The following is a 22,955-nucleotide window of genomic DNA, read 5'->3' on the forward strand; positions in this document are numbered from 1 at the left end:
GCGACCCCGGCGACCCCGGCGACCCCGGCGACCCCGGCGACCCCGGCGACCCCGGCGACCCCGGAGAAGCGTTCGGAAGAGCCGGTGGCGCCAGCGTCGCGCCTGGTGGATGAAGCCGTGTCGGAGCAGGAGCAGGTTGTCGCGGTCCAGGATGTCCGTTTGCGCGCCAGGCCCGGGATGCGTGCCAAGGTGGTTCGGTCGGTTCCGGTCGGCACCGTGATGAACGTGGTGGAGCGGAGCCAGGACGGACATTGGCTGCGGTTGGAGGGTGGCGCCTGGGTGGCGGCGGCCATGGTGAAACCGGTGGAGTGACGCGGAATGCCCGCCGCCGTCTGGCGACCTGGCGGGGCGATACGTTTTCGTTTGGACCCTTCCGGATCGCCCGGCCCCCCGCGATCGTGATGGCACCTTCAACCTCCGGAGTCCCCCATGTCCTCCTCCTCTTTCGATGCGATCATCGTTGGCGCCGGTCTTGGCGGCCTGGTGGCCGGCGCGTTGCTGGCTCAGGGCGGTCGCCGCGTGCAGGTGCTCGAGCGACACGACAAATTCGGTGGCGCGGCCACCACCTTCAAACGCCGTGACCTCCAGGTCGAAGCCAGCCTGTGCATGCTGGACGGGCTGGACCCCCAGGACTTCAAGACCCCGTTGTTCGCCAAGCTCGGACTGCTCGAGACGGTCCCGGTGGCCACATCGGAAACGTTCTATCATTTACGCCATCCCCTGTTGAAGGGCGATTTCCGCCTGCCGCGCGGCCATGACGCCGCCATCGAGGCGGTCACGAACCGTTTTCCACACCACGAAAAGGGGATTCGCACCTACTTTTCCACGATCCGGCATCTGCGCAACACCCGCAACCAGAACTACATCCAGCAGCTCAAATGGGGCCAGACACCCTTGAGCGATCTGGCCGACATTCAGACCGCCCTGTTGGAGTCTGCCGGGATTCCGCCGTCACCGGCCACCCCGCAACAGCAGCTCGACACCCTGAATGCGGCGCAAAAGATCTCCATGCGCCGTTTTCTCACCACCCTGTTCGGGGCCGACGAGGCGATCCAGTTCGCGTTGTGCGCCAATCTGCAATTTTTCACCGAGAGCCTGGATCTGATCTCGTTGTTCGATTTTTCGCTCTCCCAGGCCTCCTATCACTACGGCGCCCATTACATCAGCGGCGGTTCGCAACGGTTGAGCGACCAGTTGGTGGGGATCATCCGGGCGCATGGCGGCGAGGCCTGGACGCGCCGCGAGGTGAGTCATCTTCTGATCGAGGGGGAGCGGGTGGTGGGGGTGGCGCATCGCAAGGCCGGGATCATCGGATCGGGCCGGGAGGCGAGTCAGCCCGATCCGCGGGAGAGCCGTGCCCGGATGGTGCTGGGCAACGCCACGCCACGGGTGATGCGCGACCTTCTGCCCGAGGCGTTGCGGGGGCGGTTCTATCGGCCCTACGAGGGGTTGTCGGCGGATCTTTCCAACTGGACGATCTATCTCGGATTCGATGGACCGCCCAGCCGCTTTGGAGTGGGGGAGTATGCCCAGTTCATCTTTCCCGAGTGGATGGACAGCATGCAGAAGATGCCGGAGAGCGCCACCCTCATGGGTCTGTCCCCCGGCAGTCGCGAGGCGCCTTTCTTGTTTTGTGATTACAGCCAGCTCGGCGAGATGAGCGGCGCGCGCGGGCAGTGCCTGGGGCTGATGAACTGGATCGACCGTTTGAGCAACTGGCCTACCGACGAGGCGGCCTACCAGGCCCACAAGGCCGGTTGGCTCGAGGCCCTGATCGCGGCCCTGGATCGGGCCTTTCCGGGGATCGCCGGGAGCGTCGTCTACAAGGAGATGGCCACGCCGCGCACGGTGCGCAACTATTTGAACGATCCGCTGGGCGGGGTCCATGGCTTCGGGGATCCGGGCGTGGCCAACCGGAGCGGTTCGGCCTTCCAGCGCGGTTGCCAGACCGGCCTCGACGGGTTGCTGCTGGCCTCGTCGTTTGCTTTCGGGCCGGGCTACAGCAAGGCGATCCTCACCGGGACCGTGGCCGCAGAGATGACTTTCAAGGCGTTGAAGCGTGGGGTATGATGGTTCCCATTCGGCCTTCGACGAACGTTCCAATGCAACCAGGTACCTGTTCAGGACCCCCACTGTTGCAGGGACGGGGGACCGCGAGGTCCCCGGCTTAGTCGCATGTTGGGAGAGGGTGCAAGCACGATGGAAATCGAGGTGTTGACCGGTTATGTGCGCGCGGCGTTGCGGGCGCTGGACGAGGGACGGGCGGTGGAGCGCGCCGGGATTCGCGCCGGTCTGGAGCTGGTCTTCGGGCGGACGGTCGCCGAGGCGGAGATCGATGCCGCCATCACCCAGCTGCGGCTGATCCCCCCCTTCATGAGCCTGGAGGAGCGGGTGGAACTGGTGCTCGAATCCCTCTCCGGGGCCACGGACGAAAAACCGTTTCTGCACGAGGAGCAGCAGGCGGTGGACGAACTGTTCGCCGCCGTGGAGCGTGCGGAGCCCTTTTCGTTGCGGGTGCGGCACGATTTCGGGGTGTTGAGCCCCTGGCATGCGACCTGTCTGGCCGAGGCGATCCGGGAAGGACGGCTGACCCGCGCGGATGCCTTGTCCATGCTTCTGGATGGGGAACGGTTGACCGCCCATCTGGCCGGATTCAACGCGATGCGTCTGCCCTTGGAGTTCCGCACCACCGACCACAACGGCATGCCTCGGGTGACCCGTGACCTGGAGCCGGTCGTTTTTCAGGAGGCGGTCGAGATCGCCACGCCGGGTCGCCCGTTCCGGATGGCGATCGCCAACGAGAGCGAGTTGCGTCAGGTGGCGATTCCGGAGCCGGAGACCGTGGCCTGGCTGGATGAAACCATCACCCCGGAGAGCGTGTTGTACGATGTGGGGGCCAATGTCGGCTATTATGCCCTGCACGCGGTGAGTCTGCATGCGGGGGTGCGCGCCGTGGCCTTCGAACCCGCGCCTCTGAACGTGGCGCGACTCAACACCAACATCCATCTCAACCGGCTGGGCGGGTCGGTCATGGCCTTTCCGATCGCCTTGTCGGATGTGTCCGGCGTGCTGCGTTTCGGCAACTCCTATTTTGTCGGCGGCGGCTGGTCGCATCGCGGCATCGATGACCGCCAGGGGATTCCCGGCGAGACCTTTTTTTCCGGCTGCGTGGCCCATGCCCTGGATGATTTCGTGCGCGCCGCCCCGTTCCTGCCGTTTCCGACCCATTTGAAGATCGATGTCGATGGCCCGGAGCTTAAAGTGTTGCGCGGGGCCATGGCCACCCTGGCCGATCCGCGCCTGAAACACCTGTTGATCGAGATGCGCGCGGACGAGGAGGTGCTCGAGGCCGAACGGCTGCTCGCGACCGTGGGTTGGCACCTGGTCGGCGCACGCGGCTCCGGCCTCGGCAACCGGATTTTCGCCCGCGGCTGAGATCCGTCCACACCACGCGGCAACCGGATTTTCGCCCGCGTCCGATCCGTCCACACCAGCGATGCGACCGGTCAGGGAGGATCCTCCCTGACCCCCCGCCCGGTCAGAAATGCCCGCTGTCAACGATCCGTGCCCGTCTCCCATCCCCGCGTCACGCCCGCATGCCTGTGTTTGCCCTCTTTCCCTGTGAGTTGACATGGGGAAGAGGATCTGCCCGACGGTTGAAGAAGGTTATCGAAATGGAACATTTCTTGAATGCCTTTCCAGAGGGTTTGGTTGGAAGGGCTTTCCGGCGTGCAAACGTTGCCGGATCCGCGGGAATTGACCGTTTTTTGACAGCCTGATGGATGGAATGGACCATGAGTCGCGATGTCTATCGGATCGACAGCCATAAATTGATCTATCACCCGGAGCGGGCTGCGCGGGTGTTGGCCCATCGAGGGGATTGGGAGAAGGCCAAGGGGATCTATCCGATCTACGTGGAGATCGCCACGGTCGGGGCCTGCAACCACCGTTGCGTTTTTTGTGCGGTCGATTATGTCGGCTACCAGTCGGTGCGCATCGACGTGGGGTTGCTCGAAAAGCGGTTGCCGGAGATGGGACGGCTCGGGGTCAAGAGCATCATGTATGCCGGCGAGGGGGAGCCGTTGCTGCACAAGGAGATGGCCCGCATCGTCACCCTGACCAAACAGGCGGGCATCGACGTGGCCTTCACCACCAATGCCACGGTGATGCCACCTGGTTTTATCGATACCCTGGAGTCGATCTCCTGGATCAAGGCGTCGATCAACGCCGGTACCGCCGCGACCTACGCGGCGTTGCACCAGACCAGGGAGAGCGATTTCGCCAAGGCCATCGAGCACATGCGCGCCATGGTGGAGAAGAAGCGCCGCGACGGGTTGCAGGTGGTGCTCGGGGCGCAAATGCTTCTTTTGGAGGAGAACCAGCACGAGATCGAGGATCTGGCCCGGATCTGCCGGGACGAGATCGGGCTGGATTATCTGGTGGTCAAACCCTACTCCCAGCATCTGTTCAGCAAGACGCGCCGGTATGAGGGGTTCTCCTACGAGGGGTTCGAGGGGATCGAGAAGTCGCTTGCCCATTGGAACACCGAGCGGTTTTCGTTGATCTTCCGTTGGCACACCATGGCCAAGATGAGTTCCGCCGAGCGGTATCAGCGCTGTTACGCCACCCCGTTTCTGTGGGGCTTCGTGATGGCGGATGGTCGGGTGTTCGGGTGCAGCGCCTTTTTGTTGGACGAGCGGTTCGGGTATGGCAACCTCAACGAGCAGAGTTTCCAGGAGATCTGGGAGGGAGAGGCGCGGCGCAAGAGTTTCGAGTATATCCAGAAGGAACTCGACATCTCCGCCTGCCGGGTCAACTGCCGCATGGACGAGATCAACCGTTATCTGCACGCGATCGACACCCAATCCGTGCCGCACATCAATTTCATCTGATTTTCACTCGGGTTGCGTCATGAATCAAACCGCGCTTGCCACCGCCGACCTGCTGGCCATCCATCGGAACATGACCCTGATCCGTCTGGTCGAGGAGGGGATCGCCAGTCGTTATCGCGAGGACGGACAGTTGATGCGTTGTCCGGTCCATTTGTGTCTGGGACAGGAGGCGATCGCCAGCGGCGTGGGGGCGCATTTGCGCAGCGCGGACGGGTTGTTCGGCGCGCACCGTTCCCATGGTCACTATCTGGCCAAGGGTGGGGCGTTGCAGCCGTTTCTCGACGAACTGTACGGACGCCGCACCGGCTGTTGTCGGGGGCGGGGCGGATCGATGCATCTGGTGGACCAGGAGGCCGGTTTTCTGGGTGCGACTCCGATCGTGGGGGATACGGTGCCGTTGGCGGTGGGGGTGGCCTGGGCGGAACGGAGGCGCGGAAGCGACACCATCGGCGCGGTCTTCTTCGGAGACGGATGCTTCGAGGAGGGGGTGGTTCACGAGGTGATGAACTTCGCGGTATTGAAGAACATCCCGGTGCTTTTCTTGTGCGAGAACAACCAGTACGCCTGTTACACCCATGTGGGGGAGCGGCAGCCGGAGCGGTCCATCCACGGCATCGCCAGGGCCCACGGTCTGGCGGTCTGGCAGGTGGATGGCAACGATGTGGAGGCGGTGTGGGCGGCCACGGGCGCGGCGGTGGCGCGGGCACGGGCGGGGGAGGGGCCGGCCTTTCTGGAGTTCGCCACCTACCGCATGGTGCAGCATTGCGGACCGGACGACGATTCGGATCTGGGGTATCATCCCGCCGGGGCGATGGAGGCGTGGCGCGAGCGGTGTCCGTTGCGGCTTGCCGAGGCCCGTCTGATCGAGCGGGGCGTGGAGCGTGCCGCCTTGGACGCCTTGCGCGCCGAGGTTCAGGCCGAGGTGGATGCCGGCTTCGAGCGGGCCAGGGCCGCGCCGTTCCCGGATCCCGAGACGCGTGGTGACGGGGTGTTCGCTCCGGCCCCGGAGTGGCCGGCCACGTTGGAGAACCGCGCCGCGCCGCGTCTGATCCGGTGCGCCCAGGCGATCCGCGAGGCCACGGCCCAGGCGCTGGCCGCCGACGAACGGGTGTTTCTGATCGGCGAGGGGGTGCCGGAACCGCATGGAATTTTCGGCACCACGAAGGATCTGATTCAGGAGTTCGGTCCGGCGCGGGTGATGGACATGCCGTTGTCCGAGAACGGGATGACCGGGGTGTGCATCGGCGCGGCATTGGCCGGGATGCGACCGGTCATGGTGCATCAGCGCATCGATTTTCTGTATCTGGCCCTGGATCAATTGGCCAATGTGGCGGCCAAGTGGCATTACCTGTTCAACCGACCGGTGCCGTTGGTGTTGCGCACCATCATCGGGCGTGGCTGGGGCCAGGGTCCGCAGCATGCCCAGAGTCTTCAGGCGTTGTTCGGCCACATTCCGGGGTTGAAGGTGGTGATGCCGGTGACTGCGCGGGATGCCAAGGGGATGTTGTTGGCGGCCATCGACGATCCCAATCCGGTGTTGTTCATCGAGCATCGCTGGTTGCACGGGGTGTTGGGCGATGTGCCGGAAGCGCCGTATCGGTTGGCGTTGGACCGGGCGCGACTGGTGCGCAAGGGGCGGGATGTGACGGTGGCGGCCTACTCCTACATGGTTCTGGAGGCTCTGAAGGCTGCCGAGGTGTTGGCCGGGCACGACATCGAGGTCGAGGTGATCGATCTGTCGGTGGTACAGCCGTTGGATCTGGCGCCGGTGTTGGCTTCGGTGCGCAAGACCGGTCGGCTGGTGGTGGCGGATACCGGTTGGACCAGTTGCGGCATGGGTGCCGAGGTGGTGGCGCGGGTGATGGAGCGATCCTTTCTGGAACTCGACAAGGCGCCGGTGCGGGTGGCCTATCCGGACCATCCGTTGCCCACCTCGCCGGTGTTGGCGCGGTATTACGATCCGGATGCGGAGAGCATCGCCAGGGCGATTCTGCCGTTGTTGCGGCGCAAGCGGCGTCCCAACGAAGAGGCGGTGTTGGGTCGTTTGCATCGGCAGGGGAATCGGGATGTGCCGAATGCCCAGTTCACCGGCCCGTTTTGAGGTGGGGATGAAAACGGTCGCAATTCGTTGCCAGAATTCGGCAACCATGAGGTCTTGAATCTTTGCAAGGGAGTGAATCATCGATGGCATCGATACCAAAACCCATCGCCGTGGTGACCGGTGGGGCCGGCTTCATCGGCAGCCACATGACCGACCTTTTGCTGCGGGAAGGGTACCGGGTGCGGGTGATCGACAACCTGAGCGGCGGACGGGAGTCCAATCTCGCCCACGCGGCCAACAACCCGGATCTGAGCCTGGAGAAGTTGGACATCCGTGATCTGCAACCGGATCACCCGAGCTTTCGCGGGGTGAACGAGGTGTATCACTTTGCCGGCATCGGCGATCTGGTCCCTTCCATCGAACAGCCCATCGACTACCTGGCGACCAACGTGCAAGGCACGGTGCGGGTTCTGGAGGCGACCCGGCATGGCGGGGAGGGGAGCCTGAAACGGTTCGTCTACGCGGCCTCCTCCTCCTGCTACGGCCTGGCCGACACCCCCACCCCGGAAACCCATCCGATCCGACCCCAATACCCCTATGCGTTGAGCAAATATCTGGGCGAGCTGGCGGTGCTGCACTGGGGACAGGTGTACGGCATGCCGGTGAACGCCATGCGCATCTTCAACGCCTATGGTCCCAGGGTGCGCACCACCGGAGCCTATGGCGCGGTGTTCGGGGTGTTCTTTCGTCAGAAACTGGCCGGCAAACCCTATACCGTGGTGGGGGATGGGGCCCAATCGCGGGATTTCGTCTACGTCACCGACGTGGCTCAAGCGTTTTATCGGGCCGCCCAGGGGAACCATCCGGGGGAGATCTACAACATCGGCGCCGGCAAGCCCCAGACGGTGCTCCATCTGGTGGAGCTTCTGGGCGGGGAGGTGGTGTTCATCCCCAAACGACCCGGCGAGCCGGACTGCACCTGGGCCGATACCGACAAGATCACCCGCCAGCTCGGCTGGCAGCCGACGGTGGATTTCGCCACCGGGGTGACCAACATGCTCGCCGAGATCGACAACTGGCGCGATGCCCCGTTGTGGGACAAGGAGAGCATTGCCCAGGCAACGGCTACCTGGTTCAAATATCTGGATAAACCTTAATCACGAGAACGGGCGGATTGGCGATGACGACCCAAACGAAGATCATCACGTTGCAGGAGTTGGCCGAGAAGAGCCGGCAGAGTCGGGAGCAGGGCGAACGGGTGGTGTTGTGCCACGGGGTGTTCGATCTGATCCACCCCGGTCATGTGCGTCATTTGCAAATGGCCCGCTCGTTCGGGGATCTTCTGGTGGTGACGATCACCGCCGATGCGTTCGTCAACAAGGGACCGGGACGCCCGATCTTCCCGGATACGCTGCGCGCCGAAAGCCTGGCGGCCCTGGATTGCGTGACCTGGGTGGCGGTCAACCATGCCACGACCGCGATTCCGGTGCTGCACGCGGTGCGCCCCTCGATCTACGTCAAGGGTCAGGACTACAAGAATCCGGAACAGGATATCAGCGGCAACATCTCCCTGGAACAGCGGGCGGTGGAGAGCCACGGCGGGGAGATGCGCTTCACCGAGGAGATTTTGTTCAGCTCCAGCGGCATCATCAACAACCACTTCGAGGTGTTCACCCCGGAGACCAAAGCCTGTTTGCAGGATTTTCGCGCCCGCTACCGCGCCGACGACATCATCGCCCGGTGCCAGGGGTTGCGCGACAAACGGGTGCTGGTGGTGGGCGAGGCGATCATCGACGAGTATTGCACCACCACCCCGATGGGGCTGACCGGCAAGGGGGTGAACGTCATCGCCGCCCGCTACGAGTCCAACGAGCTGTTCGCGGGCGGGGCCATGGCGGTGGCCAACCATCTGGCCGGGTTCGTCGATCGGGTGACCCTGCTCTCCGGCGTGGGTCGGGACGACCCCTATGCCCCGTTCATCCGTTCCAAGCTGGCCCCGAACATCGAGACCGTCTTTTACGAATTTGAGTCCGCGCCGACACTCCTGAAAAGAAGATTCATCGACAGGTCGATGAACAAGCTGTTCGAACTCTATTTCTACGAGGAGGAGCCCCTCTCCGAGACGCGGGAGGCCGAGGCGTGCGACTGGATCGCCAAGAATGCCGGATCGTTCGATCTGGTGGTGGTGCCGGATTACGGCAATGGGTTGATCTCGGCCAGGATGGTCCAGGCGTTGTGCGACCACGCCCGTTATCTGGCGGTCAACACCCAGGTGAACGGCGGCAATCGCGGCTATCATGTGATCACCCGCTATCCGCGCGCCGATTTCGTGGCGGTCAACGAACCGGAGCTGCGCCTGGCCGCCCACAATCGTTTCGATCCGCTGGATGGACTGATGCGCGCCATCAGCGCCAAGGTGCATGCCCAACAGTTCGCGGTGACCCAGGGGACCGCCGGCGCCCTGTGGCTGGATGGCACAACGGAGCGCCTGCTCCACATTCCGGCCCTCTCCACCCGCATCGTCGATCGCGTGGGGGCGGGGGACAGTTTTCTCTCCCTGGCCAGCCTGTCGTTAAGTGGCGGCATCGAGCCGGAGCTGGCGCTCTTCATCGGCAGCGTGGCGGCAGCGTTGGACGTGCAGATCGTCTGCAACCGCGAATCCATCGCTCCGGTATCAATGTTCAAATATATCAATACGTTGTTGAAGTGAGTCGGGAGGCTTCCAGGACGGATGTTCGCTTCTGTCGAATATCCGTCTTGCCGAACAATCCTTCCTGAAAGCTGCCAATCCTCCTCTCCCTCCCGTCACATCACTTTCTCATTTGTAACCTGCAGGATGGGGAGAACCCCCTCACCTCATCGTTACCCTGGACCTCCCTTCGGGAGGTCCAGGGTATGAGACGATTCAAGGCATGCCTTGAATAAAAATGTTGAATGAAACCATAACTCCAATATACACTGTCCCGGACCCGTGGACGCAAATGACCCGGAACCAGCGTGGAGGTGAGCATGACAAAACCTGCATGGCGTGGGTGGATCGGTGTGGGGATCGCAGTGTTGGGAGCATGGATGAGCCCGCCCCTTTTGGCCGCCCAGGAAGCGATGGTCCGCTTCGGGGTGATTCCTCTCCTGAACTCGATCGAACTCACCGAACGCTTTACACCCTTGCTGCACCATCTGGAACGGGCCCTCGGGCAGCCGGTACGGCTCGAGGTGCCCGCCGACTTCCGCACCCTCGTGGAAGAGGTCGGCAAGCAGGCGTTCGACATCGCCTATGTCGGTCCGGTCCCCTATCTGCAACTCACCGAAAAGTACGGACCCCATCCGATCCTGGCCATGGAGGAGTTGAAAGGGAGCAAGCACTACCACGGGGTGATCTTCGTGCGCAACGACAGTCCGATTCGGGAGCTTGGGGATTTAAGAGGCAAACGGTTCGCCTTCGGTGATCCCGGCTCCACCATGAACCATACCCTGCCCATGCAGATGCTCACCAAGGCCGGGGTAACCCTGAAGGATCTGGCGGAACACGCCTTTGTCGGCAACAACCAGAACGTGGTGCTCTCCGTGCTGATGGGGCAGTTCGATGCCGCCGGGGTCAAGGAGGATATCTACAACCAGTATGCCGATCGGGGCATGCGGGTGATCGCCGAATCCCTGCCGGTGCCCAATCTGCATTTCGTGGCCGGACGGCATCAACCCCCGGAGTGGGTGGAGAAGGTACGCACCGCCATGCTCGATCTGCATAAAACCCCGGAGGGGATGGCGGCGCTCAAGCGATTCCATCCCGATGCCACGGCCCTGGTTGCCGCCGAGGATGGGGAGTTCGATCCGTTGCGACAACTCCTGAAAGGCGGTTTGGTGATTCCATGAATGGCCTCCCCCTGAGAGGCGGTTTGGTGATTCCATGCATGGCCTCACCAAACCTGCACGAATCGAAAAAAACGATTCGTGCTTCTCAAATGGCTGCGCAATTGGGCGGGCCATTCATGGCCCGCGTCGGCTGTTTGGCCTTTGCCAAACAGCCTCTGAGCCAAAAATAGAAACAATGGCCTCTTGATCCAGGGGTGGGAGGGTGGGCCGAATGGAATCCTGGCGGCGATACTCGGGTCTGTTGATCTTCTCCATGGTGATGATCGTGTTTCTCGTGCTCCAGGGCGGCGTGGTGCTCGTGGAACAGAGCGACAACCTGGAGATGATCCACGAGGAGCGCATGGAGGAGAACCTCAACCTGATCGCCACCATGGCCCACGAGGCGATCCTGAAACACGATCACGCCACCCTGGAACGGGTACTGCGGGGCTGGGCGGAACAGGATCGTGACATCATCACCCTGATCGCCAGGGCGGCCAACAACTTCGAACTGGTGCGCCATCACAACCCGGAACGGGGTCCGGGCACCCGTACCTACATCCACCAGGTGCGTCACGAAGACCGACTGCTTCTCACGATCACCGTGGAGCGCAATTTCAGCCGGGCGCGGGAGGATGTGTTCCGGCTGAGCGTCAAACTGACCGCCCTGTCGATCGCGGTCCTGGTGATGTTGGGAGTGATCCTGCGCTGGGTGTTGTGGCACACCGCGGTCATGCCCTTGCAGGACGAGGTGACCCGGCGCAAACGGGCCGAGGACGAGGCGGAACGGTTGGGCAGCAGTCATGCGGCCCTCAACGATCTGTTGCGGATCACCCTGCTCCCACGGCCCCTCGATGAACAGCTTCGCGTGTCCCTGGCCAAGCTGCTCTCCATTCCCTGGCTGGCCATCGAATCCAAGGGGGCGATTTTTCTCGCCGACAGCGATCAACGGAGTTTGCGCATGGTGGCCTGGCAGGGGCTCTCTCCGGCCCATCGGGAGCGGTGCGGGAGCGTCCGGTTCGGGGAGTGTCTGTGCGGTCGCACCGCGTTGGCGCGCGAGACGCTCTTCCTGTCCCATTCTGGCGACGCGCGCCACGAAATCCGCTGGCCGAACATGGTCGATCACGGTCACTACTGCGTGCCCATTTTGAATGGCGACGCGGTGTTGGGGGTGATCACCCTCTACCTGATGGCCGGCCATTCGGTGGTCGAGGAGGAGCGGCAGTTTCTGCGCTCGGTGGCCAGCACCCTGGAAGGTCTGATCCTGCGCCATCGCGATGCCGAGGCGCTGCGCCATCTCAACGAGGAGTTGGAGCATCGGGTGGAGTCGCGTACCTCTGAGTTGCGCGCCTCGATGGAGAAATTGCGGGATGCCAGGGATCAGCTCTATCAGTCGGAGAAGATGGCGGCCCTGGGCCGACTGGTGGCCGGGGTCTCCCACGAGATCAACACCCCGGTGGGCATCGCCTTCACGGCATCCAGCTTCCTGGACGAGCGCGGCGCGCGGGTGGTGGAAAAACAGGGCGAGAATCGGATGGAGCCCCAGGATTGGTCCGATTTCCTGCAAATCGTGCGCGAGGCCTCGGGATTGATTCAGAACAATCTGCTCCGGGCCGCCCAACTGATCCGCAGCTTCAAGCAGGTGGCGGTGGACCAGTCGGTGGAAAACATGCGCACCCTGCAACTCGGCGCCCATCTCCACGAGATCATGCACAGTCTGCGTCCCAGGCTCAAGAAGACCAAACACCAGGTGGAGATCCGTTGTCCGAATGATCTGGTGCTGCATGGGGATCCGGGCGCCTTTTTCCAGATCGTCAGCAATCTGGTCATGAACTCCCTGACTCATGGCTTCGAGGGGCGCGACGAGGGACGGATCGTGATCGATGTCACGGTGCAGGCCGGCGACGAGGTGGTGATGATCTATCGGGATGACGGCAAGGGGATCGATACGGAGGATGAGGAGCGGATTTTCGAACCCTTCTTCACCACCCGGCAGGGAGAGGGAGGGAGCGGTCTGGGGATGCACATCGTCTACAACCTCGTCACCCAGACCTTGAAGGGGACGATCGTCTGTCATGGCCATCCCGGCCAGGGCGCGGCGTTCGTGATGCGCTTCCCGCTGTCGCGGGAGGGTGGCCAGACGATGATGGCCGGATGAGCCGGGGCAACGACCGGCCCGCTCCCTCACAATCGGCCCGCTCCCTCACAATCGGCCCGCCTATACAAACCCGGCCCGCTCCCTCACCCGGCCTGCCCTCTCACAACCGGCCCAGGATGGCATACAGTTCGTCGATGCGGCGGGTGGAATCCTCCCAGGCGCGCTCCTTGATGCTCAAGGTCTGGGTTTCGTGGTTCAGGCGAATCGCGCCGCCGCCCTCTTGCAGAAGCTGAATGATCCCCTCCGGTTTCACCAGCGGCTGGGCGTGGAACTGGATCGTGGCTCCCTTGGGGCCGGCGTCGATCTTGAGGATCTTGATCCGCCGGCAGGCCTGCTTGAGTCCCATCACGCGCAACAGGTTGGAGGTGGAGTCCGGCAGGGGGCCGAAGCGATCGGTCAGTTCGGCGCGCATCTCGCGCAGGTCGTCGGCGGTTTCCAGCGTGGCGATGCGTTTGTAGAGCGTGAGCCGCTGACGCACGTCCGGGACATAATCGTCCGGGATGTGGGTGGAGAGGTGCAGGTTGATGACCGGCGAGAACTCCTCTTCGGCCTTCTTCTCCGCGGCGAGCGCTTGGCCGTGGCCGGCGCGCAGGGCGTCCACCGCCTCCTTGAGCATCTGGTTGTACAGCTCGAACCCCACCTCTTCGATCTGGCCGGACTGCTCGTCCCCGAGGATGTTGCCTACCCCGCGGATCTCCATGTCGTGGGTGGCCAGGGTGAAGCCGGCGCCCAGCTCGCCCATGGATTCGATCGCCTCCAGGCGGCGCAGGGCATCCTCGGTGAGGGAGCGGGGGTCGGGAATGAACAGATAGGCATAGGCACGGTGTTTCGACCGGCCCACCCGTCCGCGCAGCTGATGGAGTTGCGCCAGGCCGAAGCGGTCGGCGCGGTGGATGATGATGGTGTTGGCGGTGGGGATGTCCACCCCGTTCTCGATGATCGTGGTGCAGACCAGCAGGTTGAACTCCTGACGGTAGAAGGAGAGCATGATCTTCTCCAGCCGTCCTTCGCGCATCTGGCCATGGGCCACGCCGATCCGGGCCTCGGGGACCAGTGCCGCCAGATCGGCGGCGATCTTTTCGATATCCTCCACCCGGTTGTGGACGAAAAAAACCTGACCACCGCGATAGATCTCGCGCAGCACCGCCTCGCGCACCTTCTGGCGATCGAATGGCAACACGAAGGTGCGGATCGCCAGCCGGTTGACCGGCGGGGTGGCGATGATGGAGATGTCCCGCAGGCCGCTCATGGCCATGTGCAGGGTGCGGGGGATGGGGGTGGCGGTGAGGGTGAGGATATCCACCGTGGCGCGCAGCTGCTTGATGCGCTCTTTGTGGACCACGCCGAAACGCTGCTCTTCATCGACGATCAGAAGCCCCAGATCCTTGAATATCACGTCCTTTTGCAACAACCGATGGGTGCCGACCACGATATCCACGCCGCCGTGGGCGATCATCTCGATGGCGGATTTTTGTTCCGCCGGGGTGCGGAAGCGGGAGAGGATCTCCACCGTGACCGGATAGGGGGCGAGCCGACGCAGGAAGGTTTCGTAGTGTTGTTGGGTGAGGATGGTGGTGGGGGTCAACACCGCCACCTGTTTGCCGTCCATCACCGCGCGGAAGGCGGCGCGCAGGGCGACCTCGGTCTTGCCGAAGCCCACGTCCCCGCACACCAGCCGGTCCATGGGGCGCGCCGAGGCCATGTCGGCCAGCACCGCCTCGATGGCGGCGGTCTGGTCCGGGGTCTCCTCGAAGGGGAAGCCGGCGGCGAACTCTTCGAGCAGCGGATCGTGGGGGGTGAAGCCGAACCCCTGATGGGCCTCGCGCTGGGCTTGGAGACGCACCAGCTCTTCGGCCATCTCCAGGATTTTGCGTTTGGCCTTTTCGCGGGTCTTTTCCCATTTGACGCCGCCCAGCTTGTCGAGGGGAATATCCTCGCCGCCGATGTATTTGGTCACCCGGTCGAGGTTTTCCACCGGAGCGTAGAGCTTGTCCGTGCCGGCGTAGTGGATGAGCAGGAAATCGTTCTTGATCCCGCCCACCTCCAGGGAGTGCAATCCGCCGTAGCGACCCACGCCGTGATCGGCGTGGACCACCGGATCCATCTCCTTGAGGTCGGCAAATCCGGCCAGGAGTTGATCCAGGTAGCGGGGATCGGTTTTGCGGCGTTTGCTCTTGATGCCGAAAATGGCGCTGTCGGTGAGCAGCAGGATCCCCATGCGGCCATGGACGAAGCCGGATTCCAGATCGCCCACCGCGAGCCAGCAGGTGGGCGAGGCGGGGCGGGAGGCCAGTTCGCGCCAGTGGGCGATCATGCCGGTGGGGATCTTGTGATCCTCCAGGAGTTCGCGCAGTCGCTCCCGTTGTCCCATCGAGGCGGCGGTGATGCACACCTGGAACCCTTGCGACTGGGCCTTCCGGATCGCCTCGCTGGCCAGATCCAGCGGCGGTCGGGGTGGTTCGGGTTGGTCGGGATCCGGGGGGAGAATGAAACGCGGGACCGGATCGAAGCCGAGGGAAATCCCTCCTGGTGCCGCCTGGGGAGAGATGGCGAAGGTGGCGAAGCGGTCGAGCTGGGCGGTGAGTTCCTCCGCGGTCAGATAGAGTTCGCGGGGTGGCGCGGGGTGGAATGGATCTCCGCTCCCTTCGGCATCGAGTTGGGCGAGCCGTTCGGTGACCTCGGCCTCGAAGTGACGCGCCTCGGCCAGGGCGTCGCCGTCGAGCAGGAAGAGGGTATCGGGTGGCAGATAGTCGAAAAAACTCTCCGCCGGGCTGTAGAAGAAGGGGAGATACTGCTCCATCCCCTGGGCTTTTTCGCCCTTGGAGATCTGTTTGTAGAGTTCGTCTTCGGCGGCGCCGATGCCGTTGGCCTGGCGGAAGGAGGCGCGGAAGTCGCGAATCGTCTCCTCGGTGAGGATCACCTCGCTGACCGGCAACGCCTGCACCGACTGGATGCGGTCGGTGGATCGCTGGGTGATGGGGTCGAAGAGGCGCAGGGTCTCCACCTCGTCACCGAACAGCTCCAGCCGTACCGGATCCTCGCGACCGGGCGGGAAAAGGTCGATGATGCCGCCGCGAATCGCGAATTCGCCTGGTTCTTCCACCTGAGCGACGGCCCGATACCCCGCCGAGGAGAAAAAGAGTCGCAGGGCGGCGATGTCGAGTTGATCCCCCTTGGCCACGGAAAAGCCGTGGCTGGCCAGATGGCGATGGGGCACGGTGCGTCGCATGAGCGCCGCCGGGGTGGTGATCAGGGTGGTCAGGGTGTGTCCGGCCACGTCGCCGGCGCTGATCGGTCCTCCGCCCAGGGTCTGGGTGAGGCGGAACAGGGCGCGAATCCGCTCGCCCATGATCGGTCCATACGGGGAGAGCCGCTCGAAGGGGAGCGTCTCCCAGGAGGGAAACGGCAGGAGTGTGAGGGCAGGCTGGAGCTGATCGGCGAAAAAGAGCATTTCGCGATAGAGACTCTCGGCGCGCCCCGTGCTGCCGGTGACGACCACGACCGGGCCGGGGATGTGTCGGGTACACTCCACCGCCAGCCAGGCGAGCGCGGCTCCGGGCGCATTGCCCAGAAGCGGGTGGGGAGGGCCGCGACGGTCCATCAGGGGAACGAGCGGCGTGAGCAGGGGATGTTTCACGAGATTTTAAAGAAAGATATGGTATCGGGTACTCGGCGCGGTGTGGCGGACGAATAATTGATTGTGTATTTAGGATCAGATAAGATCCGCTGTCAACTCTGTTCGCGATGTTTTTTCACGACAGGGCGTTCAAAAAAAACGATGCAATCCAAAATGGACTTCAAGGGGATCGGAAACGAAGCATGACCTGGGAATTGCGCGTGATGGTGGATCGCCCGTGGGATGAGCCCGTGGCCGAGTGGCTGGCGGACGAGGGATCCATGGGGGTTTCGACCGGTTTGACCGGCGAGCGGTTGCTGGTGACCGGTTTTTTCGAGGATACCGTGGATCGGGACGATCTGGAGATCCGCTTGCGGTTGTCGTTGGCCGCTCACGATGTGGCCCTTGATGGGGGGGCCGTGGCGTGGCGCGATCTGCCGGACACGGATTGGGCCGAGGCGTGGAAGGTGGATTATCAGCCGTTGCAGGTGGGAAAACGGTTGTGGATCGTCCCCTCCTGGCTGGCCCCGCCGGCAGATGAACCGGAGCGTCTGGTGATCCGCATGGATCCGGAGATGGCCTTTGGCAGCGGCACCCATGCCACCACCCGCGGCTGCCTGGAACTTCTGGAAGATCTGGCCGCGACGCGCCCGTTGGGGCGGGTGCTGGACATGGGGAGCGGTTCCGGGATCCTGGCGATCTGGGCGGCCCTGCTCGGGGCCGAATCGGTGTTGGGGACCGATCTGGATCCGGTGGCGGTGGAGACCGCGCGGCGCAATGCCGAGGTCAATGGCGTGGCCGGGCGGGTGGAGCTGGTCGAACGGGCCGACGTGCCCGAGGGGAGGTTCGAAACCGGCGTGGCCAACATTCTGGCCTCGGTGCTGCTCGAGAACGCGGCGCGGCTGGTGGCGGCCATGGCGTCGGGAGGGGGGTTGATTCTCTCCGGAATCTTGAGAGAACAGGCGCGAGAAATCCAATTGGCCTTCGAAGGGGAGGGGGCGCGCCTGGAGCGATCCCTGTTCATCGAGGAGTGGGCGGTGTTGCTGTTGAGGATCGGAGAGAGAGAATGACCGTTTTCGACGTGGCCGTCTGGAAGGATGGCAAGGTGCGCATGCTCGATCAACGCCTGTTGCCGACCGAGGAGCGCCATCTGGAGTTCACCTCCGCCGCCGGGGTGGCCGAGGCGATCCGCGCCATGGTGGTGCGCGGTGCGCCGGCGATCGGCTGCGCGGCGGCTTTCGGGGTGGCGGTCGAGGCGTTCCGTCTGGCGGGCTCGGGAACCCCCGCCTCCTGGCCCGAGGCCATGGCCGAGGGGATGCGGCTGCTGCGTCAGGCGCGCCCCACGGCGGTCAATCTGGGCTGGGCCCTGGATCGTCTCGAACCCCTGCTGGCGGGTGATCCGGTCGATCTCCCGGAACGACTGCTGCGCGAAGCCGAAGCCATCCGCACGGAGGATATCGCCTCGTGTCGGGCCATGGGTGAAGCCGGGGCCGCGATTCTTCCCGCGCCGCCCTCGGGGCGTCCTCTGACCATCATGACCCACTGCAACGCCGGCGCCCTGGCCACCGCCGGATATGGCACCGCCCTGGGGGTGATCCGCGCCGCCCGCGAACGCTTCGGAGAGGTGCGCGTTTTCGCCACCGAGACCCGGCCGTTCTGGCAGGGGGCGCGCCTCACCGCCTGGGAACTCGAACGGGACGGCTTCGAGGTGACCCTGATCACCGACTCCATGTCCGGACACGCCATGAGTCGCGGTCTGATCGATGCCGTGGTGGTGGGCGCGGATCGGGTGGCGGCCAACGGCGATGCCGCCAACAAGATCGGCACCTATGTCCATGCGGTGCTGGCGCGACGCCACGCGATCCCGTTCCTGGTGGCCTGTCCCCTCTCCACCATCGATTTCAAGACTCCGACCGGCCTGGAGATCCCCATCGAGGAGCGTCCCGCCGACGAGGTGACCCATGTACGCGGCATGCGCATCGCCGCCGAAGGGGTCAAGGTGTTCAATCCCGCCTTCGATGTCACCCCGGCGGAACTGGTGACCGCGCTGGTCACCGAACGGGGGGTGGTCCACGCGCCGGATGCCATCCGCATGCGCGCGGTGCTCAAGGCTTGACAGATCGCGGCTTCGCGATGAGAATTGGAACATCTCTTGCGTGATTTTCATTGATACGAATGATCTGACAGGATACCGGCGCCATGGATTTCGCAACGATAATCGGCTTCGTGTTCGGGTTGGTGCTGATGTTCGGCGCCATCCTGATGGGTGGCCAACTGGGCATGTTCGTGGACATCCCCAGCATCCTGATCGTTTTTGGCGGGACCATCGCCTCGCTGTTCATCCGTCATCGCATGAGCGAAGTGTTTGGCGCCTTCAGCATCCTGATGAAGGCCTTTTTCGTCAAGTCCCACGACATCCACAAGATCATCAAGCAGATCGTCGAGATGTCGCAGATCGCCCGCAAGGATGGCATCCTCGCCCTGGAAAAGGTCAAGTCCGACGACGAGTTCCTGCAAAAGGCGATCAACCACTGCGTCGATGGCGCGGATCCGGCCTTTCTGGAGAAGATTCTCGCCAAGGAGTTGAGCTGTCAAAAGGATCGCCACCGCAACGGCGTGGGGATCTTCGAGGGGATCGCCGAGGCGGCCCCCGCCTTCGGACTCCTCGGCACCCTGATCGGTCTGGCGCAGATGCTCGGTCACATGGAGGACCCCGCCGCCATCGGACCCGGACTGGCCACGGCCCTGGTCAGCACCTTCTACGGCATCCTGATCGCCAATCTGGTGGCGATTCCGGTCTCCTACAAGCTGGTGGCCTACAGCGAGGAGGAGCAGATGGTCCGTCAGGTGATCATCGATGGCATGATCAGCATTCAAAAGGGGGTCAACCCTCGCATGCTGATGCAATCCCTGATCGCGGTTCTGCCGCCCACGGCACGCAAGATCGATTAAACCGCACCCATCACGGGATGCGTCGTTCCCTTATCAAGGGTCCATGGTCCCCTGGACCCCGCCCAATGCAGGGGTCCTGAATCGTTACGTTTTCAGGAAGGTGTCATGACGGACACGGATGAGATGGGTTCCACGGTGACGCCCCGGGGGCCGGGGTGGATGATGCCTCTGGCGAGTACGCTGGCCGTGCTGCTGGGGGTGTGCATCATGCTGCTCGCCATGTCCCGACCGGATCCGGCACGCATGGCCGCCGCCCTGTCGTCGGTGCGCGTCTCCCTGGGATTGGATGCCATGGCGTTCTCCTTCGAGGACGTACAGGGGGGGGGCTCCCGCACCCTGCTCGAGGCGATCGAATTCACCCAGGCCGTGGAACTGGTGCGCATCAAGGAGCGACTCGAGGCGATGCGGGGTCGTCTGGCGGACGCCAAATCCCTGGAGGCCAGACCCATCGAGGAAGGATTCTTGATCCGCATGGGTCGATCCACCCTGTTTGCCGAGGGGACGGTGACTCTGCGTGACGAGGTGCGACCGGTTCTCACGCAGTTGGCGGTGCAGTTCTCCCGCATGCCCAATGTGGTGCGTATCGACAGTTTCGGCGAAAAGAGCGGGTCGGGTGGTGCGTTGGGGAGCGTCTGGGCCCTGACCGCCGCCGAGGCCGCAGCCCTGGGTGAGTTTTTCGTGGCGGGTGGCATGGACCCGACCCGTCTGGCGGTGTCCGGGCATCGGCCCGGCGAGGTGTTGGGAACCACGCCCACCGAGCGGGGCAAAACGGCGGGCATCGAGATCCTTTTGACCCGCGAGATCCGTCCCGTGGCGGAAAAGACGGAGCCGTCCGTCGCGGTTCAGGCTCCGAAACCCGAGGCATCTCCTCCCGGCGGTTCCCATTAGAGCGGTGTTCAGGAGCCAGCATGGCGCAGCAGACCAATCAACCCGCGCAACAGAAACAACAGCGGGAGTTTGTCCGGGTGGACGATCACCTTCCCCTGGCGTGGCGCAAGATCGATGAAGAGCGCTTCAGGGCGGTGATGGCCTATTTCGAGCAGCATCGTACCTTTCCGCACAAGAGCGACGACATCCATCAGGCCATCGCGGCGCTCGACATCACCGAGGCACTCAAAAAACTCGAGCAGAGCGAACCCCAGCTGGCGCGTGTCCTGATTCGTCTGGATCAGAAGCTCAACCTGCTGCTCCGTCTCTTTCATCCAAGCGAGGGGGAGCGCCCCATGACCCTGACCCCGGTCAACCTGAGCGGTGGCGGCATCTCCTTCGAGGACAAGGAGACCGGTCTGGTGGTGGGCGATGTGGTGGAGTTGCGGTTGTCCCTTTCGGTCGATACCCTGACCATCATCGAATGTTTCGCGCGGGTGATGAAGATCTTTGATCTCGGCGACGGGGGGATGACCCGGATCGCCTGTCGTTTCGAGCCGATCCTCGACCCGGATCGCGAACGGTTGATTCAGCACATTTTCTTGCGGCAGTCCGAACTGTTGCGCGCCAAGAGCGGCTATTGACCCTTTCGTGGCAATGAGGGACAGCGCATGGCCGGGAAACCGCCTGGAGTGGGATCCAATGTGATCGAGGTGCCGCTGTGGTGGCGCAAGATCCAGCCCGTGGAGCTGGATGCGGTCACCCGCGCGCGGCGGTCGCGGACGGTGCCGGTGGCCCTGCATCCTGGTTTCGGGGAGGAGACCCAGGCGCTGCTGGAGCGTGAGCGGGAGATCGTGGATGCGGGCGGGATCGAGTCCGTGGCGCGGATGCCGCGGCTGTTGGCCCTGGAATTTCTGAACGCCAAGCTCAACCGGGTCGTGGAACAGGCCCAGCCTGGTGATGATCGCTACGTGCCCCATCCGTTGCAATGGCACGATTCCGGCGACGGCGTGACCTTTTGGACCCAGGAGGCCGATCTGACGGTTGGCGATCGGGTCGAGCTGCGCTTCTCTTTGTTTGCCGAACAACCGATGCCGATGCACACCTATTGTCGGGTGCATCGGTTGCGTCGCGACTGGAACGGTTCCGCCATCCGCGTCGAGTGCCGTTTCGAAACCATCGCATCGTTCCAGAACACCCTCCCGACTACGCCGAAAGTCTCCCCGGCATTCGCCGATCCGGCGTTTTCCGCGTCGGTGCGCGGACCGGTGGCGGAGAAACCGGAGTTCGTGATGCCGGCCCGTCCCGAGACCGCCGCCTATTACATCACGCCCCAGGTGCAAGGTGCCTTGCCCCGCGAGATCCTTCCGCACGCCCCGACCCCCGCCAAACCGGCCCATCCACCCGTCCATCCCGAGGAGGATCGTCACGCCCGGATGGCGCGCAAGCTGGCCGAAGGCAAGGAGATCGTCGAGGCCGAGCCCCATCGCGCTTCGGCTTATTTGAGCGATCATCCCGCCAACCGCGCGGGTCTGGTGCCCAAACGTCAGGATTACCGGCTCAACGACCAGTTGCCGTTGGCCTGGAAGATCATGAGCCTGAAGAGTTTTGACCAGGCGGTGGCCTGTTTTCAGGAACGTCAGCTCTTTTTGTTGCGCGATGCGGTGATGGCCCAGAAACGGATGTTGTTCGAGGCCGATACCCTGCTCAAGGCCATGCGCCAGCAGAATGGTCGTGCCCGGCGGCCTGCCTTGTGGGTTCGGGAGTATCTGGATCACCGTTTTCGTCAGGCGATCACCGAAGAGGAGGAGAACCGATTCCAGCTCTGTCTGGGACAGTTCACGATCCTTCTCAAGGAGTTGATCAAGCGTCCACCTGGCGCCGCGGACGTGGCGCAATTGCTGGCCTTTTTCAAGGACGAACTGGATCTGCGCATTTTGAGAACGCAGTTGGATCCGGTGGCGCAGAAGTTGGCATTGTTGAACACCGAGCGCGACTTGACCGAGGTGGCGCGGCAGATCGACAAGCGGGTCGAGGGGTTGCGCGTCACCGATCCGTCGCTGGTTGAACCTCTGGTGGGGATTCGTGCCACCCTGGCCGGGATCGATCTGTCCACGTTGGATATCCCCAAGCAGGTGACCCCGGACGGGGATGCGATTTTTGGTGTCAACCTGAGTGCCACGGGAGTGGGTTGGCGCACGTTGCGACAGCGGGTCTACAAGGGGGATCTGGTCGAGATTCGTCTGGCGGTGGATCCCGAGGGGCAGGGATTCGAGACCCTTTGGTCGTATGGTCGCATCGTGGTGGTGCAGGATCCGGATGAGTTCGGGCGACGGCGGGTGGCCTGTTCCTTTGAGCACATGTCGCCGTTGCATCGGGAACGGTTGCAGGCCCACATCGTCCGCCGTCAGCGCGAGGATCTGGGGCGTCGGTCAGGAGGGGCATGACCGGGGTGCAACGGTTTGCTCCTGCACTTGCTATTGCTGCCATGCTGCACGGCGATTGGACTATTGTGTGATATTTTACTAGGGCGTGTTGACATTCAATAATAATATCAACCCTATTCAAGCCAGATCATAA

At 63.5% G+C, this 22,955-nt stretch carries 16 protein-coding genes; 15 read left to right on the forward strand and 1 reads right to left on the reverse strand.

Going from position 1 to position 22,955, the window contains the following annotated elements:
- The 9 genes from ACV4UY_RS13425 to ACV4UY_RS13465 all read left to right on the forward strand — a co-directional run.
- The coding region (locus ACV4UY_RS13425) for an SH3 domain-containing protein (RefSeq protein ID WP_491608092.1) at positions 1–312 on the forward strand (312 nt) is incomplete at its 5' end.
- Positions 313–429: 117 nt separating this feature from the next.
- The gene (locus ACV4UY_RS13430; protein ID WP_491608093.1) at positions 430–2,070 is read left to right on the forward strand and encodes a phytoene desaturase family protein; all 1,641 of its coding nucleotides are present in this window, start codon (positions 430–432) and stop codon (positions 2,068–2,070) included.
- 129 nt (positions 2,071–2,199) lie between these two features.
- Positions 2,200–3,435: an FkbM family methyltransferase gene (locus ACV4UY_RS13435; protein WP_491608094.1), complete on the forward strand. Its 1,236-nt coding sequence runs from the start codon at positions 2,200–2,202 to the stop codon at positions 3,433–3,435.
- A gap of 359 nt (positions 3,436–3,794) precedes the next feature.
- Entirely contained in the window at positions 3,795–4,892 is a 1,098-nt protein-coding gene (locus ACV4UY_RS13440; protein ID WP_491608095.1) for a radical SAM protein, read from the forward strand.
- A gap of 19 nt (positions 4,893–4,911) precedes the next feature.
- Positions 4,912–6,993, forward strand: a complete 2,082-nt coding sequence (locus ACV4UY_RS13445) for an alpha-ketoacid dehydrogenase subunit alpha/beta (RefSeq protein ID WP_491608096.1) — start codon at positions 4,912–4,914, stop codon at positions 6,991–6,993.
- Between the two features lie 83 nt (positions 6,994–7,076).
- Positions 7,077–8,090: a GDP-mannose 4,6-dehydratase gene (locus ACV4UY_RS13450; RefSeq protein ID WP_491608097.1), complete on the forward strand. Its 1,014-nt coding sequence runs from the start codon at positions 7,077–7,079 to the stop codon at positions 8,088–8,090.
- A 23-nt stretch (positions 8,091–8,113) separates the two neighbouring features.
- Entirely contained in the window at positions 8,114–9,643 is a 1,530-nt protein-coding gene (locus ACV4UY_RS13455) for a PfkB family carbohydrate kinase (RefSeq protein ID WP_491608098.1), read from the forward strand.
- Between the two features lie 359 nt (positions 9,644–10,002).
- On the forward strand, positions 10,003–10,803 hold the full coding sequence (phnD, locus tag ACV4UY_RS13460) for a phosphate/phosphite/phosphonate ABC transporter substrate-binding protein (protein WP_491608099.1): 801 nt from the start codon (positions 10,003–10,005) through the stop codon (positions 10,801–10,803).
- A gap of 211 nt (positions 10,804–11,014) precedes the next feature.
- Positions 11,015–12,940 (forward strand): ATP-binding protein, encoded by a 1,926-nt coding sequence (locus ACV4UY_RS13465; protein ID WP_491608100.1) that lies wholly within the window; start codon positions 11,015–11,017, stop codon positions 12,938–12,940.
- A gap of 100 nt (positions 12,941–13,040) precedes the next feature.
- Here ACV4UY_RS13465 and mfd read toward each other — a convergent pair whose 3' ends face one another.
- Positions 13,041–16,577, reverse strand: coding sequence for a transcription-repair coupling factor (gene mfd, locus ACV4UY_RS13470; RefSeq protein ID WP_491608101.1), 3,537 nt, complete (start codon positions 16,575–16,577; stop codon positions 13,041–13,043).
- A 182-nt stretch (positions 16,578–16,759) separates the two neighbouring features.
- Here mfd and prmA point away from each other — a divergent pair, with 182 nt between their 5' ends.
- From prmA to ACV4UY_RS13500, 6 genes are all read left to right on the forward strand, one after another.
- Positions 16,760–17,626, forward strand: coding sequence for a 50S ribosomal protein L11 methyltransferase (gene prmA / locus ACV4UY_RS13475; RefSeq protein WP_491608102.1), 867 nt, complete (start codon positions 16,760–16,762; stop codon positions 17,624–17,626).
- A complete protein-coding gene (gene mtnA / locus ACV4UY_RS13480) occupies positions 17,623–18,672 on the forward strand; it encodes an S-methyl-5-thioribose-1-phosphate isomerase (RefSeq protein WP_491608103.1) in 1,050 nt (349 codons plus the stop codon). The genes prmA and mtnA overlap by 4 nt, the downstream gene beginning before the upstream one ends.
- 83 nt (positions 18,673–18,755) lie before the next feature.
- Positions 18,756–19,508 (forward strand): motility protein A, encoded by a 753-nt coding sequence (locus tag ACV4UY_RS13485; protein ID WP_491608104.1) that lies wholly within the window; start codon positions 18,756–18,758, stop codon positions 19,506–19,508.
- 105 nt (positions 19,509–19,613) lie between these two features.
- Positions 19,614–20,396, forward strand: a complete 783-nt coding sequence (locus ACV4UY_RS13490) for a hypothetical protein (RefSeq protein WP_491608105.1) — start codon at positions 19,614–19,616, stop codon at positions 20,394–20,396.
- Positions 20,397–20,416: 20 nt separating this feature from the next.
- Positions 20,417–21,019 carry a PilZ domain-containing protein gene (locus ACV4UY_RS13495; RefSeq protein ID WP_491608106.1) on the forward strand — a complete coding sequence of 201 codons (603 nt, stop codon included), beginning with the start codon at positions 20,417–20,419 and terminating at the stop codon, positions 21,017–21,019.
- 27 nt (positions 21,020–21,046) lie between these two features.
- Positions 21,047–22,822 carry a PilZ domain-containing protein gene (locus tag ACV4UY_RS13500; RefSeq protein ID WP_491608107.1) on the forward strand — a complete coding sequence of 592 codons (1,776 nt, stop codon included), beginning with the start codon at positions 21,047–21,049 and terminating at the stop codon, positions 22,820–22,822.
- The last annotated feature ends 133 nt before the right edge of the window (positions 22,823–22,955 follow it).

Source organism: Candidatus Magnetaquiglobus sp., from assembly GCF_058402785.1.